The sequence below is a fragment of the Novosphingobium sp. genome (genome assembly GCF_965228995.1).
Classification (GTDB): Bacteria; Pseudomonadota; Alphaproteobacteria; order Sphingomonadales; family Sphingomonadaceae; genus Novosphingobium.
In genome coordinates this window covers 1696046-1713779 of the sequence record NZ_OZ245852.1, presented here as the reverse complement: position 1 = coordinate 1713779, position 17734 = coordinate 1696046, and the positions used below count along the sequence as shown (strand labels likewise).

At 61.2% G+C, this 17734-nt stretch carries 10 protein-coding genes and 1 tRNA gene; 8 read left to right on the top strand and 3 right to left on the bottom strand.

The window, feature by feature from the left end:
* Nucleotides 1–67: 67 nt before the first annotated feature.
* Both ACO056_RS08095 and ACO056_RS08090 read right to left on the bottom strand, forming a co-directional pair.
* Nucleotides 68–3922, bottom strand: a complete 3855-nt coding sequence (locus ACO056_RS08095) for a beta strand repeat-containing protein (RefSeq protein ID WP_421854409.1) — start codon at nucleotides 3920–3922, stop codon at nucleotides 68–70.
* Between the two features lie 255 nt (nucleotides 3923–4177).
* Entirely contained in the window at nucleotides 4178–4645 is a 468-nt protein-coding gene (locus ACO056_RS08090; RefSeq protein ID WP_421854406.1) for an Lrp/AsnC family transcriptional regulator, read from the bottom strand.
* A 289-nt stretch (nucleotides 4646–4934) separates the two neighbouring features.
* Here ACO056_RS08090 and ACO056_RS08085 point away from each other — a divergent pair, with 289 nt between their 5' ends.
* The 5 genes from ACO056_RS08085 to ACO056_RS08065 all read left to right on the top strand — a co-directional run bounded on the left by ACO056_RS08085 (nucleotide 4935) and on the right by ACO056_RS08065 (nucleotide 11722).
* Nucleotides 4935–6707, top strand: a complete 1773-nt coding sequence (locus ACO056_RS08085) for a histidine kinase dimerization/phospho-acceptor domain-containing protein (protein ID WP_421854403.1) — start codon at nucleotides 4935–4937, stop codon at nucleotides 6705–6707.
* Between the two features lie 16 nt (nucleotides 6708–6723).
* Complete coding sequence (locus ACO056_RS08080; protein WP_421854400.1) at nucleotides 6724–7725, top strand: polysaccharide deacetylase family protein; 1002 nt, start codon at nucleotides 6724–6726, stop codon at nucleotides 7723–7725.
* 48 nt (nucleotides 7726–7773) lie between these two features.
* A tRNA-Ile gene (locus ACO056_RS08075) sits at nucleotides 7774–7849 on the top strand.
* A gap of 97 nt (nucleotides 7850–7946) precedes the next feature.
* Entirely contained in the window at nucleotides 7947–9674 is a 1728-nt protein-coding gene (locus ACO056_RS08070) for a DUF6538 domain-containing protein (protein WP_421854397.1), read from the top strand.
* A gap of 809 nt (nucleotides 9675–10483) precedes the next feature.
* Nucleotides 10484–11722: a DNA cytosine methyltransferase gene (locus tag ACO056_RS08065; RefSeq protein WP_421854394.1), complete on the top strand. Its 1239-nt coding sequence runs from the start codon at nucleotides 10484–10486 to the stop codon at nucleotides 11720–11722.
* Here the strand turns inward: ACO056_RS08065 and ACO056_RS08060 are convergent.
* On the bottom strand, nucleotides 11634–12254 hold the full coding sequence (locus ACO056_RS08060; RefSeq protein ID WP_421854391.1) for an Eco29kI family restriction endonuclease: 621 nt from the start codon (nucleotides 12252–12254) through the stop codon (nucleotides 11634–11636). The genes ACO056_RS08065 and ACO056_RS08060 overlap by 89 nt on opposite strands.
* A 230-nt stretch (nucleotides 12255–12484) precedes the next feature.
* Between ACO056_RS08060 and ACO056_RS08055 the strand changes: the two genes are divergently transcribed.
* From ACO056_RS08055 to ACO056_RS08045, 3 genes are all read left to right on the top strand, one after another.
* Nucleotides 12485–14005: an NAD(P)-binding protein gene (locus ACO056_RS08055; protein WP_421854388.1), complete on the top strand. Its 1521-nt coding sequence runs from the start codon at nucleotides 12485–12487 to the stop codon at nucleotides 14003–14005.
* A 208-nt stretch (nucleotides 14006–14213) separates the two neighbouring features.
* Entirely contained in the window at nucleotides 14214–14783 is a 570-nt protein-coding gene (locus tag ACO056_RS08050; protein ID WP_421854385.1) for a hypothetical protein, read from the top strand.
* Nucleotides 14776–17460, top strand: a complete 2685-nt coding sequence (locus ACO056_RS08045) for an ATPase domain-containing protein (RefSeq protein WP_421854382.1) — start codon at nucleotides 14776–14778, stop codon at nucleotides 17458–17460. Before ACO056_RS08050 ends, ACO056_RS08045 begins: the two co-directional genes overlap by 8 nt.
* Nucleotides 17461–17734: the final 274 nt, after the last annotated feature.

Genomic DNA, 17734 nt, shown 5'->3' with positions numbered 1-17734 from the left:
AGGTGGGCTGGCTGGGGCAGGCGATCCCCACTCCCGGTTGCAGAGGGTCGGGAGTGAGCAGCCGCTCCTAAGCGGCGATCAGGAAATCGGTATAGGCCAGCGCCGGGGCGCCCGTCAGCAGCGCAACCTGCACCGCAGCGGTCGATCCCGTGCCATCCGCGTCATACCACAGCACCCCGGTCGTCGTGTTGTAGATGAACCGATCGGTCGCATCGTGCGCCGCATTCACCCCCGCACCCGACCAGAACGCATCGACGCCCATCGCGCCCGTTGCGGCAAAGCCGGTATAGACCGCGCGGCTGAACGAGAGCTTGTCGGTGCCGGAGGTGAAATCCTGCAGCGTATCGAAATTGGTCGCCGCGTTGGGCGCGCTGTCGAACACGAACGTGTCCGTCCCCGCCCCGCCGTTCAGCGCGTCGTTCCCGGCGCCGCCTGCCAGCCGGTCATTGCCGATCCCGCCCAGCAGCGTGTCATTGCCCAGACCGCCGGTCAGCGTATCGTTGCCGTCGAGCCCCGAAAGCACGTTGTTCGCGCTATTGCCGATCATCACGTTGTCGAGCGTGTTGCCAGTGCCGTCTATGCCCGTGCTGCCCGAAAGCGTCAGGTTCTCGATATTCAGCCCCAGCGTCCAGTTGAGCGATGCCGTCACGAGGTCGGTCCCGCCGCCGGCCGCCTCGGTCGTCACGTCGCCGATATTGTCCACGACATAGCTGTCGTTGCCCGCGCCGCCGATCAGCGTATCCGCGCCTGCGCCGCCATCGAGCACATCATTGCCGCTGTTGCCGGTAATTACGTTGGCCAGCGCATTGCCGATGCCGGTGTGCGTCGAGGAATTGGTGAACGTCAGATTCTCGACATTGGCGCCCAGCGTATAGCTCGCGAGCACGGTCTGCACCGTATCGGTGCCCTCGCCAGAGAGCTCGGTCACCACATCACCCGCTGCATCGACAACGTAGATGTCGTCGCCCAGCCCGCCGATCATGGTGTCGTTACCGGCCCCGCCGTTCAACGTATCGTTGCCGCCAAGCCCGGTGAGGATGTTGTTGCCGCTGTTGCCGGTCAGCACGTTGGCATCGCCATTGCCGGTGCCATTGATCGCGGCCGTGCCTGACAGTGTCAGGTTCTCGACATTGGCGGAAAGGGCATAGCTGACCGAAGCGGTCACGAGGTCGGTGCCCTGCCCGGCGAATTCGGTCACCACATCGCCGGCATCGTCCACCACATAGCTGTCGTTGCCGAAGCCGCCGATCAGCCTATCCGCCCCGGCGCCACCGCTCAGCGTATCGTTGCCCGCATTGCCAGTGATCACGTTGGCCAGCGCATTTCCGGTGCCGGTATGCGCTGAGGAGTTCGTGAAAGTGAGGTTTTCGACGTTGGCACCAAGCGTGTAGCTCGATAGCGTGGTCTGCACGAGATCGGTGCCCTCGCCTGCAAGTTCAGTCACCACGTCGCCGGTCGAATCGACGACATAGGTATCGTCTCCAAGCCCGCCAATCATCGTATCGCTGCCCGCGCCGCCGTTCAGCGTGTCATTGCCGCCAAGGCCGGTCAGCACGTTCGCGCCCGAATTGCCGATGAGCACGTTGGCATCGCCGTTGCCGGTACCATTGATCGCGGCCGAGCCCGAAAGCGTCAGGTTTTCGACATTGGCGCCGAGGGTCCAGGCGATCGAGGACGTGACGAGGTCTGTGCCCTGCCCGGCAAGTTCGGTCACCACATCGCCCACGTTTTCGACAACGTAGATGTCATCGCCGAGCCCGCCGATCATGGTATCGGCGCCCGCACCGCCGTTCAGCGTATCGTTGCCGCCAAGGCCCGTGAGCACGTTGTTCGCGGCGTTGCCGGTCAGCACGTTGGCATCGCCATTGCCGGTGCCGTTGATCGCCGCCGTGCCTGAAAGCGTGAGGTTCTCGACATTGGCCGCCAGCGTCCACGTGATCGAGGCGGAGACGCTGTCGGTCCCCTCGCCCACTGCCTCGGTGGTCACGTCGCCAGCGTTGTCCACGATGTAGCTGTCGTTGCCCTGGCCGCCGATCATCGTATCGGCACCGGCCCCGCCGTTCAGCGTGTCGTTGCCGCCGAGGCCCGTAAGCACGTTGTTCGCGCTGTTGCCCGTCAACACATTGGCATCGCCATTGCCCGTGCCGTTGATCGCGGCCGTGCCCGAAAGCGTCAGGTTCTCGACATTGGCGGCCAGCGTCCAGCTGATCGACGCATTGACGGTATCGGTCCCCTCGCCCACGCCCTCGATCGTCGTGTCACCCAGGTTGTCGACGGTATAGATGTCGTTCCCCAGCCCGCCGACCATGCGGTCCACCCCGGCGCCGCCATTGAGATTATCCGCGCCGCCGCCGCCCGTGAGCACGTTGTTCAGCACATTGCCGGTGCCGGTGTGCGCGGAATTGTTCGTGAAGGTCAGGTTCTCGACATTGTTGCCCAGCGTATAGCTCGCGAGCGTCGTCTGCACCGTATCGGTGCCCTGCCCGGCCACTTCGGTCACCACGTCGCCGGCCACATCGACGACATAGGTATCATCGCCGATCCCGCCGATCATGGTATCGCTGCCGGCGCCCCCATCGAGCAGGTCGTTGCCGCCGAGGCCGGTCAGGGTGTCATTCCCGGCAAGGCCGATGATGTGGTCGTCGCGGCTCGTGCCGGTGAGCGCATCGATCCCGTCGGTACCGGTGATCACATTGTAGGCGCCGTAGCTGAACATCTGCGCCTTGATGCTGGTGCCATCGGCATCGCCGCCGAGGCCGCTGCTATCGCCCCACGCGATGACGAAGCCGTCCCCGGTCACGCTGGTGATGACCGGGCGCTCCTGATAGCCCGAGGTCACCGTGTTGATCAGCATTTCGCTGCCGAGCCTGGTCCCGTCGCCATCGAAGACCTGCGCCTTGATGTCGCTGTTCGTGGGGGTGAGGAAATGCTGCCAGGTCACCACGAAGCCGCCGTTCGGCAGCCCGGCAATCGCGGGGAAATCCCGCTCGCCGGGGCCCGCATCGCTCACCACCAGCGAGGCGCCCACCTTGGCGCCGGCTGCGCTGAATACTTGCGCGCGGATGAGGGTATCGGGCTCGCCCGTTGCCGGGTGCGAATCCTGCCACGCCACCACGAAACCGCCCGTGGCGAGCCCCGTAACCACAGGCAGCGCCTGATCGCTCTGCACTTCTGCGTCGACTGCGATCTCGCCGCCGATCTTGGCACCGGCTGCGCTGAAGAGCTGTGCCTTCATGGCCGCCCCCGGCAGGCCTGTCAGCGGATCGACCACATTGCCGTCCATCCACGTCACGAGATAGCCGCCGCTGGAAAGGCTGGTGACCATCGGCTGGGTCTGATCGCCGGTGGTCTGCGTGTTCACCCGTGCCGCGCTTCCCACCGGCATGCCCGCCGCGCTGTAGAGCTGCGAAAGGATTCCTGCGCCGCTCGCATCGCCTGCGGTTCCGGCATAGTCCTGCCAGGTAACCACGAAACCGCCGCCGGAAAGGCCGGTGATCGTGGGATTATGATTGCCGGGCAGGTTGTCGCCGCCCTGCTGCGTCCAGGTCGTGCTGTTGACCAGAAACGCCGGTGTCACCACTGCGCCGCCCGCGCTGTAGACCTGCGCCTTGATCTTGTAGTCCGACTGGATGCCCGCCTCGGTCCAGGTCACCACGAACCCGCCGCCCGCAAGGCTGGATATGGTGGGGAACGACTGGTCGGTGGCCGCGCCGCCTGCCACTGCAAATTCGCCGCCCACCTTGGTGCCAGCCGCGCTGTAGAGCTGCGCCTTGGCCACGCCGAGGCCGCTTGCGGCGGAATAGTCGGTCCAGGTCGCCACGAAGCCCCCGCCGGAGAGCCCGATGATCGATGGCAGTTCCTGAAAGCCCGTGGTCTGGGTGTTGACGAGGAATTCGCCGCCAACCTTGACGATTTCTACCATTCTGGGTCCCCGCGCGCACCGCGTTGCACCATCCGGCAGCCGTTCGGCGCGCGGGAGCACAAAGGGTACGTTCCAATCTGTTATGCGGTGGACTAACCGATGATCGTTAAGATTCCTTGCTTCGGCCTCCCGCGCGGGCAAGCGGACGGAGGACGCCAAAAGACGGAGAAATGCGCGGTTACAGGCCTAACGGAGAGGGCACTAAATCGGCGAAAGGTAATGAACTGCGCGCTCCGGATAACTACGTATCCGGTCTCAATCGACCAGCGGCACGCCCGGCAGCTGCTTGGCCGTGCGGATCGTCAGCGAAGTCTTGACGCTTGCCACATTGGGCGCGGGCGTCAGCTTGCTGGTCAGGAATTCCTGGAAGCTTTGCAGATCGCGGCTGACGATCTTGAGGATGAAATCGATCTCGCCGTTGAGCATATGGCACTCGCGCACTTCGGGAAGAGTGCGCATGTGCTCCTCGAACTGGCGCAGCGATTCCTCGGCCTGGCTTTTCAGGCTGACCAGCGCGAAAACGGTGATGGCGAAGCCCAGCTTCGAGGGATCAAGCTCGGCATGATAGCCCCGGATCACGCCTGCTTCCTCAAGCGCGCGCACCCGCCGCAGGCAGGGCGGCGCCGTCAGGCCGACGCGCTGCGCCAGCTCGACATTGGTTACACGCCCTTCATCCTGCAATTCGGCGAGCAGACGCCGATCAATCCCGTCAAGAGTTGCCATGGTTCTCTTTATGCCTTGCGTACGCTCGGATGCTCGGTTTCGGATCGATTGGTTAACGCCTCCTCTTGCCATGCCAGCCAATCACGCGGCATGCAGGAGGCTGACTGACCAATCTTGGTAACTTTCCACACCTTGTGCGGCTTCCACTGATAATTTTGTTGTTTAATATCGCAATCGTCCCACAATGCAACGCAATCAACAGACCCCTTCCAGCCCACCCGCATTTTGTTAGGGTCCCGGTAACCACACGGGCGCGCTGTACATTGCCTTGCCCTCGCTCGGAGAACGCATGATTGTCGACGATCGCCTCGAAACCGTGCTGCGCACCGCCGCGGCCGGACCGGGCGCGGTCGCCACACAGATGCGCCAATTGCTCGATCTGCTTGGCCGCACCCCGGCTGCGTGCTGGACCGAGCAGCATGTCGGAGCACTGACCAGGCTTGATGCGCTGAGCGCCATGCTGGGTGAGAGCGCGAGTGCTGCCCTGATCGCCTCGGCAACCCTGCGTTCACCAATCCTTGTCGAACACTTTGCCGAAGCCGGTCCCAAAGTGGCACTTGCCGCGATCACTTCGGCACGCTTGCAGGAGCGCGAATGGCTCCAGCTCATCCCCGATCTTCCTGTCCAGGCGCGCGGTTTTCTGCGCCACCGCCGCGATCTGGGGCCGGACGTCGAAGCTTTGCTGGCACGGTTCGGCATCACCGATTTCGCCCTCCCGCTGCCGCCGGGCTTTGCGCAGGAAGGCCAGCCCGAAGCGCAGGTCGTGCCTCTCCCGCAAGCCATTGCGCAAATCGGCACGCCGCCGCAGCCCCCCGAAGCAGCCGCCAGCCCGGCTGGTGAGGGTATCGGCGCGATCATCGCCCGCATCGAGGCGTTCCGCCGCGCGCGTGACATGCCGCAGGGCGCGCGGTTTCTCGGCGCTGATCAGCCGGCCAGTGTCCAGAGCCATCTGCCCTTTGCCGACGAAGTGCATCCCGCGCCGCCTGCGGTCACGATGGCGGATCTCACACTCGATGCCGATGGCACGGTGATCGCCGCCAATGCCGCACTGGCCGGTGCGCTTGTCGGGCTGCGGCCCTTCGCAGCGGATCCGGATGCCCCGGTCGCCTGCGATCCCGCCACGCTCGCCGCGGCCCGTGCGCGCCTGCCGGTGACTGGCGGCCGACTGGAATTCGAAGGTCCCGGGATGATCGAAGGGGCTTGGCAGATCGATGCCGTACCCGCTTTCGCCCCCGATACCGGGCATTTCCTGGGCTGGCACGCTCGCCTGCGCCGCCCGCCGATACTGTCCGTTGCCGGGATGCCCGCGGCCAACGACGACGAGGCCTCCCGCAGCGCGGACCGGCTACGCCAGATGCTGCACGAGCTGCGCACCCCGATCAACGCGATCCAGGGCTTCGCCGAACTGATCCAGCAGCAGATGCTGGGCCCCACGCCCCACCAATATCGCAGCCTCGCCGCAGGGATTGCCTCCGACGCCGCACGCATGCTCGCGGGGTTCGAGGATGTGGAGCGGCTCGCGCTGCTTGAAACCGCAGCAGCAACGCATCCCGGCCCGGCAGACGGAGAAACCGATCTCACCGCGCTGCTCCTCCGGCTGATTGCGCAGCTTGATCCGCTGCTAGCCCCGCGTGAGGCAGCGCTGTCTCACGATCTCCCAGAAGGCCCGCTGCCTGTCGCGGTGCACTATGATGATCTCGAGCGCACGTTGTGGCGGCTGCTCTCGCTGATCGCCAGCGCCGCCACGCCGGGCGAACGCATGGCGCTCTCCTTGCGCGTCGGCGCGGGGCCGCGCGGCTATGCGGCCCGTCTGACCATGCCGCTGCCCGCCTCGCTCGCTTCACCGGCCCAGACTGCCCCGCTTCTGGTTGCCGACAGTCTCGCCAGCCCCGGCGGAATGCTGGGCAGTGGCTTCGCGCTGCGCCTGTGCGCAGCAGAGCTTCGCGCCGCTGGCGGGCTCATGGTGCGGGAGCCGGGAAGGCTTGACGTCACCTTGCCGCTCTTGACCGCCGCGCGCCATGCACCTAGCCAAAGCGGTAAAGCAGGCGGACAGGCCGGCTAAGGGGATCTTCTGAGGCGTGGCGCAGCCGAACATTCTTGATGTACCGCATGCGAAGCAGCACGTGCGCTTCGCGCCAGCTTTCGGTCAGCGCTTCATTGTCACGGTCGATACCGAGGAAGAATTTGACTGGACGCAGCCGCTCGGCCGCACCGGCCATGGCCTAAGCCACGTACCTCGGCTCGCCCGCTTCCAGCAATTCTGCGAAGGCATGGGCGTCGCCCCGGTCTATCTGATCGACTATCCGATCGCGACCGATCCCGCCGCGGTTGAAGCGCTGGGAGACGCCGTCGCCAACGGCCGCGCTGAAATCGGCGTTCAGCTCCATCCCTGGGTGTCTCCCCCGCACGACGAAGAAGTCACCATCTTCAACAGCTACGCGGGCAATCTTCCGCCCGCGCTGGAAGCGGCAAAGTTCAACACCCTGCACGATGCGATCGAGCGCGCGTTTGGCAAGGCACCACTGATCTACCGTGCCGGGCGGTATGGCGTCGGGCCGGCAAGCGCGGAGATCCTTTCCAGCGCAGGGCTCGCGATCGATACCTCTGTGCGCTCCCGCTTCGACTACAGCTCAACCGGCGGCCCCAATTTCCACGAACACCCGGTGGTGCCCTGGTGGGTTGATCGGCCCGGCGGACTTATGGAACTGCCGCTCACCACCGTGTTCTGGGGCATGCTGCGCCAGCAGGGCCCGCTGCTTTATCCGGCGATGTGGCGTATGCCCAAGCTGCGCGGCCTCCTTGCGCGGATGGCGCTGCTCGAGCGTATTCCCCTGACTCCTGAAGGCGTCAGCATCGACGAGGCGATCAAGGGCATCGACATCGCACTCGATGATGGCCTGCCGATCCTTGTGTTCTCGTTCCACAGCCCTTCGCTGCGCCCCGGGCTCACCCCCTACGTGCGCGATGCGGACGGCCTCGACCAGCTCTACGACTGGTGGCGCGCGGTCTTCTCCTATCTCAAGCAGCGCGATATCCGCCCTGCCACGGTGGCTGACATCATGGGCGCCGTGCGCTTCTGAGCCACGCTTGCCAATCGGCGAGCGCCGCATTAACCGGACGATCAAGGTGGGCCTGTAGCTCAGCGGTTAGAGCTGGCCGCTCATAACGGCTAGGTCGCGGGTTCGAATCCTGCCGGGCCCACCAGCCCATCCCAAACCCCAGCACTTTCCGGAAAGTCCCGGAAGTGTTGGGGTTTCGTCAACTACTTGGTCCTAGGATTGGTCCTAAATAGGGGCCAAACATGAGTGCATCCAAGCGGCGGGTCGAAGGCTACGATTACCTCTATCAGCGGGGGCACAGCTATGAGGTGCGCCTGCAGGTGCCGCGCCCGTTGCGGCCTACGGTCGGAAAAGGTGAGCTAAAGAAGTCACTTGGCGGCGATTTCGCCAAAGTGAGACGAGTATACCATCGCACCGTTGCCGACTTAGCCGCCCTAATCGACCAAGCCCGGACAGCGGCGGCTCCTTCAACGCAAGCTGTTGGTCGTGCGCGTGTAGCGCCTGATCGGAACGACATCGACGCGGCCTGCTATGCGCATTTCCGGCGCATGGGGGTCAACATGCGTGGCAAGGTTTCCATGCCCATCGGGGATGATCCAGCCACCCGGAGAAACCGCATCGAGGGCCATCGTGCTATGATAGAACACCATCTGGACATGGTGGACCACGGCCACTGGAACATCATGAGCCTTGATGCACGTTGGCTGTGCGAAGAACGGGGTTGGGTTTTCGCCGAGGAAAGCGAGACGTTTCGGTATATCTGCGAAATGCTACTTAGGGCGCGATTGCAGAGCTACCGTGACGAACTTCGTCTCCTCGAAGGAAGAATGACACGTGATCCCGATGGTGACGAAGCGTTTGGGCGTAGCCCGCCAAAGCCCAGTAAGCAGCCGCTGACCTTGGGCGATCTGGTCACAAAATTCCGTGCCGCACGAGACGTTAACTGGTCAACCTCCACCGAGAAGAACTACGTCATTATCTTCAGGGTGATCGAGGAGATTTGCGGCAGGGACACACCACTCGCCGAGATCGACAATGATTTTTGTGTCGGTGTTCGCAAACGCTTGCTGGAGGTGCCTTCAAACTACCAAAAGCGCCCGGCAACACGCGGCAAATCGCTAGTCGAAGCGATCAGCATCGCTGATCGCGAAGGGCTGCCGAAGATCAGCCCGGCGACCGTCAACAGCCACCTGAACAAGCTCGGGGCGATCATCCGATACGGGTGCAACCAGGGCTGGATCGTCGGAAACCCGATGGCCAAGATCGAGGTCAAAGACCCTGTCTCCGACGAGGACAAGCGCGACCCTTTTAAGGTTCATCAACTCAACGCCATCTTTGCGTGTGAACCATGGGCCAGCGGTCCCGGTGGGACCGCCACGATGGAAAGGCCCTCTCGGTATTGGGCACCGCTGATCTCGCTTTACTCCGGCGCGCGCCTCTCTGAAATTTGTGGGCAGTTGGTCAGTGAGATGGTCGAGGAAGGCGGTGTCCGCCTGTTTGACTTCCGCCACCGCCCCGGCGTCCGCCATATGAAAAAGAAGAAGAGCCGCACGGTTCCCGTCCACGCCCAACTGATCCAACTCGGCTTTTGGGACTTTGTGGAAGCAGCTCGCGCCTCAAAGCGGGAGTTGTTATTCTCTGACACGTCCCAGAACCTGCACGGGAGTTGGGGCGATCCAACGTCAAAGTGGTTCGCCCGCCTCGTTAAGCGGCTCGAACTATCTGGCACAGCATTGTGCTTCCACAGCTTCCGCCACACGTTCGAGGATGCGTTGAAAGAGGTGGATTTGCACAACACGCCAATCGGCAACGCCATCACAGGCCGGGTAACGCCGGGCGTATCAGCGGCCTATGGGTCGAGCTTCACCGTCACGAAGCTGGCCGATGTGATGGCCAAGGTTGACTATCCGGGGCTGGAGTTGCCATCGGCCATGTTCGCAACGATGGACGCCCTTGAACCATCCGGCTGACATTCAACATGTTGTTGGCCGAGGCTGACTTTTCGCCGGACAAGGTGCGCTTGATGCGTCACCAGTATGTTGCCAGCGATGGCCTGCCCCCATATGCAATGGGGCGCGATGCCGTGCTTGTGTTTGAACGCTATCAAAGCGCACAGAACGGCGAGCCTAGTTCGCCAGCCGCTATTGGGCCAGATTTTTCGTGCTACCCGATGGCAGCACACTTTTTGTCGGCCTGAATAAGATCGAAGGGCACGCTCCCCTGTCATGCGCGTGAGGACGGCGCAGATGGGCCGAGAACTGGACATCTATCACTATCGGCGCGTTTCGGCGTTCGATTATCTGATAGGCTGTTTGCGGCTCGAATAGGGACCTGGTGCGCGCTCGTGGGCGCAACGGGCTGATCGGCTTACGGTGCAGGCGGGCTTTGGGGGCACAGGCAAGCGTGCTTGAGGTCGCCGTGTCAGCGGCCACAATGGATGAGATCATCGCCATGGAGCAGCTGCGGAAGGTAAAACTCCAGAGCCGCGATTTTGGCTTGAACCGGAACTGACCTTAGGCCCCGCGCGTTTGGGCCTTGTGCAAGTGAGGTGATACTTATCCAAGATTGCTTTGGCATCGGCACTGCGAAACGGAGCGCAAGCTGGCGCGCCTGCCAAATTCGAAGCATAATTTGGATGCCCGATGTTGAAAGGCAATCGGGGCGAGGGACGGGCACATGATCGCAGCGCAGACCAAGCGAAACTCGCAGAGCTTGATTATCAGCGAACAGCAGTGCAATGATGGCGAACAATTAGAGAACAAGGTCCGGGACTTCCTCTATGCGGTCGATTGAACTGTTTGTTGGCGCGGGCGGCCTCGGCATCGGCGCGAGCCAAGCTGGCTTCCACCCAGCAGCCGTAATTGATTGGGACAAATGGGCCTGCGACACCATCCGTCGCAACCGCGATCTTAATTTGGCGCCTATGAACCAATGGCCGCTGTTCGAGGCTGACGTATCCAAGTTCGACTTCCGCTCTGTCGCTGACACTGTTGATCTGGTCACTGGTGGCCCGCCCTGTCAGCCGTTCTCTCTCGGGGGCCAGCACCGTGCTTTCCTAGACAAGCGCGACATGTTTCCGCAGGCTATCCGAGCCGTGCGCGAACTCCGCCCGCGTGCGTTCGTGTTCGAAAATGTGAAGGGGCTGACCCGCGCCACCTTCGCCAATTATCTTGAGTACATCCGTCTTCAGCTCCGCCATCCCGATCTGATTGAACACGAGAGTGAGCCCTGGATGGACCATCTTGCCCGGCTCGAAGATTACGAGACGCGAGGGCGTCACGAAGGCCTGCACTACCATGTCGTCATGCGCGTACTGAACGCAGCAGATTATGGCGTGCCCCAAAGACGTGAGCGGGTGTTCATCGTCGGCTTTCGCGCAGACTTGGGCGCGGAGTGGCACTTTCCAGAGCCGACGCATACGCAGGAGGCCCTGCTATGGTCGCAGTGGCGGACGAACCTCTATTGGGACTTGCATCGAGTAGCCAAAAGGCACCGGCCGCTGGTAAGCGATGCCACGTTGCGCGCCGCCGAGAAACTTCGCATCATGCCGCAAGCGAAGCCATGGCGCACGGTGCGGGACGCAATCTCGGACCTTCCCGACCCCGAACTACATCCCGGTGTCGCGAGTGGCTATGACGACCACAGGCTGCAACCGGGCGCAAGGTCCTACCCCGGCCACACTGGTAGTCCGCTCGATGAACCAGCCAAGACGCTCAAGGCAGGCGTGCACGGCGTGCCGGGCGGTGAGAACATGCTGCGACGTCCCGATGGATCGGTGCGTTATTTCACTATCCGCGAGAGTGCACGGCTTCAAACCTTTCCAGACAAGATGGTGTTTCATGGTTCCTGGACTGAAACCATGCGTCAACTCGGCAATGCGGTGCCGTGCAAACTTGCCGCCGCCGTAGTGACGGAAGTTCGGGACTGCCTCACACGAACTTCATCACCCGCTGATACATGCGGCGAAGGGTCGGATCAGCAAGGTCTTGGCTTAATTCAGCGGAGCGCCTTCCTATAAGCTCTGCGGCTTGATCGGCGCGGTCAACGCCCGCTGGGCGGCCACCCCGACCCGGGTGAAGCGCGTCCCACAACCCCGGCTTGCCAGTCATGCGGTTCTTGCCAACCACTTTGCTGCCGAAGCTCATTCCGTTCCACGGCGGGCGGAACAGCCGGATCATCACCGCTTCGGCCAATGTGATATATGCGTCATTCAGCACCAGATAGCGGCAGCGAAAGTCAGCGAGCGCCAAATTCTCGACTGCCTCAATTGAACGCGAATGTTCCACGATGCGGCCATGCAGCTTGCGCTCACTGCTTCCGTGCGGGCTGAACCCTTGCTTGGCGCTCTCCCCCGCCGCTTTGCCTATATAAACCGGGTATTTGAACCGGCCTCCGTCAAGCTTGCAAAGCGTTGAATAGGCAGTGTGTGAGCCGCAGTAATATAGGGCATAGATGCCCGCGCCGCTGAACGGCTTCTCCGGTGGCATATTGCTTAACGGCTGCTCCAGCAGCTCCACGGCCAAGGTGACGCCCACATTCTCGACGGCCAATGGATCAAATTCATTCGGAACAGGCATCGGGCAGATATGCCATATCGACGACGTAACGTCATTACCCGTCTATGCAGTCCGCGAGATAGCTTTTGCCGCTGCACTTCCATCAACTTCCTGCCAAAGATCCATACTGGAACAAGCAATGGGCTGATTTGGGTCGGCAAGATCTTTCGGCGTTGCACATATGCGCTTGGTTCTGGCATTTATCGTTTTTTGGGGGGACTGCATTGGCGGACGAATCGCGCGAGGAGGCCATTAGGCTCTTTCTACGAACTTCAAGTATTAACGGGATGGATCGAGTATTCGCCATCGGTCCGTTCGGGGGGCGTGTTAGCTTCGCTTCGCAGCAACGCCGTGCTCTGAACACGGTTTGGGCGCTGGAGCAGGATGGCTGCATCGCGGCCGGCAGCAAGGTAGCAGTACTAGGGGGCGGGCTGGCAGGCGTCACGGCGGCGACCGCACTGGCCGCGCGAAAGTGCATCGTTCATCTTTTCGAGAGTGAGCAGCGCATATTGTCTGTCCAGCAGGACACGAATCACCGATTTGTCCACCCGACAATCAACTTCTGGCCCGAGATGGACCTAAGCCCCACAACCAAGTTCCCCTTCTTGGATTGGCACGCGGACAAATGTTCGCGGATCATCGACGTGCTGCACGACGAGTGGCGACTACACTTTAAAAAGTACATCACCAAGACCTACCTCAAGTCCGAGGTGAAAAAGATCGAGACCGAAGATGGACTTCCGTTCGTCGTTTGCGCTCCCGGAGGCGATGCCCCCGAACGCAGCGGTCCCTACAAAGCCGTGATCATGGCGATGGGGTTCGGGCGCGAGCGGAGTGTGAAGGGGCTTCCCTTCGTCAGCTATTGGGACAGGGACGAACTCGTCGACGCCGAGGGATCGGCACCGACGAAGACAGTTAGCGGTGTAGGTGACGGCGGCCTCATCGACGCCCTCCGGGTCGTGCATAGAGAATTCCGAGGTGGTCGTTTAAGTCTTGATCTCATCGAGGCACTGATGCAGACGGGCATCCCAAATTTGCTCAAGTCGGCGGAAAAAGCAGTTCGTAATAAGGCCGGAACAGATCGTGAGATCGCGGCGGTCGAATATCAGAAATGCTACCAGCAAATTCTAGAGGACATGCCGCCGGTAGCCCTCGAGCCTCTCAATCGCTCCTTGCGGGACGATCTAAACGAACCGGTGATGATGCTCGGCGGAACGAGCACGCCTTACTCATTGACGGCGGCCCCTATTCACAAATTGATGTTGGCACACGCGATATCGCGGGAGGTCATCGAATACAAGCAGGCTAATCTCGCCGACGGTCCTGTGTTGATGGTTGGAGGGGTGAAGGCCAGTTTGGCTAAACCCTGCATCGTCCGACATGGGCCCGATCCCGATCTGGGCGGACTGCTTGATAAGGCTCAAATCGGTGCGCTAAGGGACCGACAGATGGTTTTGGACGACGTGCTCTCGGATGCGCACTATGACGGCTCCTACTGGGCCGCTTGGTCCGAATATCCTCAGCAGAACTTCACTGATCCTGGCTTCGTCGCATTACGATACCGATCGGCGGCCGACTATGTATTGCACGAATTCAACCTTCCGCTGACACAGGCGGACGACGACGGAAAGGCGAGCTACTACGTGAGCCAAGATCCAAAGAGACCCGATCTCGTTCGGCGGGTGCCGCCCGAACTATACGGGATTCGGACTGAGGTGCGTCCCCCAAGGGTGTTTCATGCTTAAGGCGGCTTCCACGTTGGAGCGTCCGCGCCTCGCAGTAGCCGCCCGGAATGAGTCCGTTGGTGTGACATACCAGGCACTCGTGTATGATCGGGCGAATCAGCGCTTGAGCTTCGTCACAACTTTATCCGCATTGCGCCGGTGTGGCGACGAACGTCGACCTCGGGCCCGCGACGGTACAACATTCAAGCAGGTAGTGGAGCCACAGGTGGTGAGCGAAATCGACGGATATAGCAATGCCGTGAGCGCGCTGCGGCTTCTCGCCGTTCCCAAGGACCGGGAGGTTCAGGAGCAGTTTAGCCATTGGGCCGTTTCGGCACATGTGGCGTCCTCGCGCGACTCCCTAGGTGCCACGGTCAACATCCTCAGCGGCGAAACTCGTGTTTCTGGCCGGGTGCGGGCAATCGAAGCAGCGTTCTGGCTCGCCCTTGGAGACGACCCACCGATCGCTTTCAGCGGTGGGATCGAGGTTGGGCTCGGCGATGAGTGCGATTGCGAACGGCTCGAATTGGGCGCCCCCGCATTCGCCGCCGACGGGGATTTGCTCGGCTTCGTCGTAGCCACTGACAACGAGATCGCGATGCTCGCGCCCGCAGCACCGTTGTTTGAAAATAACGGACTCGAGATCGCCACGCTCGCCCAAATCCGTGAGCATAACGAACGTGTCGGTGCTGATCGCTTTCAGGTGGTCGAAGCTTCGCACTTCGGTGATCGAATTCGCGAGTTTGGGATGAGAGTTGCGGCCAGTTCGGCGTTTTACTCGAGAACAGTCGGTGCCTGAGACGATCGGTCGAAGAAAAGTAACCCCCTATGACGATGCCTTCGAGGACCTCGTGGCCTCGATTATGCGGGCGCAAGGCGATCTCGCCGTCGCTTTACGAAGCACGTCGATCGATCTCGTTCCCGACGGTTTGGTCAACCGCCATTTCGCCTGGCTCACCCAGACGTACGACGAAGGGAAAAACAGGCACCTCTTCGAAGCCGATGGCGGTGCAAGTCCGCTACGCGTTCGGCCACTTCGAAACCGCAAGGCTCTCGACAAAGTTGCGCGCGACTTGCTCGACGACCGCAAATCGCTGCCTTTCGAACCCGGGGCCGAGCGCGGGCAGGATGAGTTGGTGCAAGCGAGTGCGACGCGTATTTCGCGCCTCGTCAAATCGTCTTTCGTTTTCGCCAACCCACAGGATCTGGATGTCAATGAAAGCTGGGAGGACAATCCCTCTCGAGCACATGAAGGCTTCGCGAACGTAGAGGATATCGCGATACGATCACCGCTGAGTGTCGCGTTAGAATACCTTACAGCGCCGAGTATGCCAGCTTCACGAGCTTACGCGCTCTTGCCAGTGCGTAACTTCATCTTTGAGACATTCGGGATTTTTCCTTCCGACCTCGGGATCGAGGACCCGGATCAGACTTTCTCTCCAATAGAGTTGGAGGAGGCGCTATCCCATATTTGGACATCCTTCCGCCCACGCTATTGGTCACGTGGCCGCGATCCCATCCCAGCAGAAGGCCGGTCCAAATCCGGCAGCGTCTTACGTCAGTTTCTGGCGGCGCGCGGGGTGCTTTGGCTCCGGTTCCAGTCGCTCGACGACGCTGCGGCCTACTTCAGCGAGGGGCGCTTCAGGGTCGCTCCAGCGCCGTATGAGTTTGTGCGCTCTAGCCACCTCGAGCGGCTCCCTGACTTCGGAGAGCTGGTCAACGAGATATGGGGCATCCCCATCCCGATCCGGGGCGCCGAGACGTTGCTGCGTGGCGGCCTGAAATTCTCGAGCCGACGCGGTCTAGTGATTGGAATGCACGGCGGGCCCGGGACGGGGAAGACCAGCATCGCGCTCGCTCTCGGCGCTGTATTGGCGCCGATGGGGATCGACACCCTCTTCATCACGGCGGAGGAGACGCGCGAGGATCTGGAGGCGAAGGCGAACGGCTTGGTGCCCGACGAGCTTCGCCGATTGTCTTTCTTCCCCGACCGCGACGACCGTTGGCTTGAGATCGAGCATTTCCAGATCGAGGTCGATGGACCACCGGGAGCGAAATCTGCGCTTAGCCGGATGGAAAGCGCGCTCTCGGAGCTAGCAGATGCGCTAGCAGCAATACCGGAGCACGAGGAGAGGGGCCGCTTGGCGCCGAAACCGTGCCGTGCGCTTATTGTATTGGATGGCGTCCATGATCTCATCATGGCCGCGCAAGGGCCGGAGCAGTCAAATTATTTCGTGAAACACCTGCGTGAATTCATTGTGCGATGCAGAGAATTGAGAGCGCTTGTCATCTTGACGGCGGGCGAGGACTGGGCTGGAGAACGCGCTTTCGACTATCTCGTGGACGTGGCTTTTCGGCTCACGCACGATCACATATCGGACAACGGGCGCAAGCCCGATCGACGAATCAGCTTGGCAAAGGCGCGCCACCAGCTTTGCTCAGTCGGAACGCACGGTCTGCAGATTGGCGGCACCAAAGGGGTGCGGTTTTCGCCCCAAATCAACTATCAGATCGATCGCAAGGCGATTTGGAAGACCCGACTGCCAGAAATGCACGTCGACAAAAAGGTGATGAGGCGCGTGCTCTCGCAAGATTCGTTCGAGCGATTCAACCTCTCTCGTGCGCGCCGTCGGTTGGTTGGGGACGCGGGGTTTCATGATCTTGGGATGGGGGTCCGTCTTTTCAGAGGGTCGAATATATTTCTAAACGGGGAAGGCTCAGGTGGGAAGGCCGCCTTAGCGCTGAAAATTGCGATCTCCCCGACTTTTGAGACGAATGGCGATCGGACCGATCGACCGGAACGAATACTAATCGTGTCATTCTTGTATCCAAGCCAATATTACGACAACATCCTACGCGCGCTCTTAACGCTTCGAAGGATTGAGTACGGGATATCGGTCAATGATTTACGACCAGCATACGAAGTAATTCACCTATATCCGGGCAATTACCGAGCGGATCAACTCTTTAATCGTATCGAATGGATGCTGGATTCTGCTGAACTTCAAGGCGAACCTTACACGACCGTCATGATTGACGGACTGCACAACGTTTTTCTGCAATTTCCGGAGATCGAGCATTACTCGCTGTTCTGGCCGCAACTTTATGCTTCATTGCGCCTCAGGCCCCTAACGATCATCAGCACGCATACTACCTTCGTACTGCAAGGAGCGTTGGCTGGAGCGGAATACCGACTAGATGATCGCCGATCCGAACCACTACGACACGCCCTGGTGCAAAAGACCGATTTCCGTTTCGAGATCGATCCGTATCAGCGCACGACGGACGGCTATTATGAGCGCACCACGTCATCGAGCACGTCGAACATCTTCTGCATCCGCACGATTTCGGCGATCAACCAACCCATACCGCAGTTCGAGCTCATGTGGAGCCGCGACCGCTTAGTGCTCTTTGAGCCGAACCAAAGGCCACGGCCCGGCGCTGGCGATCCAGCGCAACGAAGACTCGATTTCTAGAGGTCGCACACTGCGAAGGGGAGCATCGAGCCAGACTGAAATCTTTCGAATTGACCAAAGAATCTGCGATCAGCTCGATCAGGTTGAAGAGTGATCTGCCCCTCTCCCACGCTGGGATTTATAAACGGGAGCGAGAACGCCTTCCATCATGGCCCTGCCCATGCGCGACAATCTCGAACCCGCCCCGCAGGCGTCCGCCGTGTCTCAGTTAAGTCGGGTAAATCCATGTGAGCCAGTGGCTCGCAACATCTTAGGCTCATGTGCAACAATGAGA

Coding starts and splice junctions, on each gene's coding strand:
- ACO056_RS08065 (WP_421854394.1), top strand. CDS start 10,484: ATGCGGTCGATTGAACTGTTTGTTGGCGCGGGCGGCCTCGGCATCGGC.
- ACO056_RS08095 (WP_421854409.1), bottom strand. CDS start 3,922: ATGGTAGAAATCGTCAAGGTTGGCGGCGAATTCCTCGTCAACACCCAG.
- ACO056_RS08070 (WP_421854397.1), top strand. CDS start 7,947: ATGAGTGCATCCAAGCGGCGGGTCGAAGGCTACGATTACCTCTATCAG.
- ACO056_RS08090 (WP_421854406.1), bottom strand. CDS start 4,645: ATGGCAACTCTTGACGGGATTGATCGGCGTCTGCTCGCCGAATTGCAG.
- ACO056_RS08085 (WP_421854403.1), top strand. CDS start 4,935: ATGATTGTCGACGATCGCCTCGAAACCGTGCTGCGCACCGCCGCGGCC.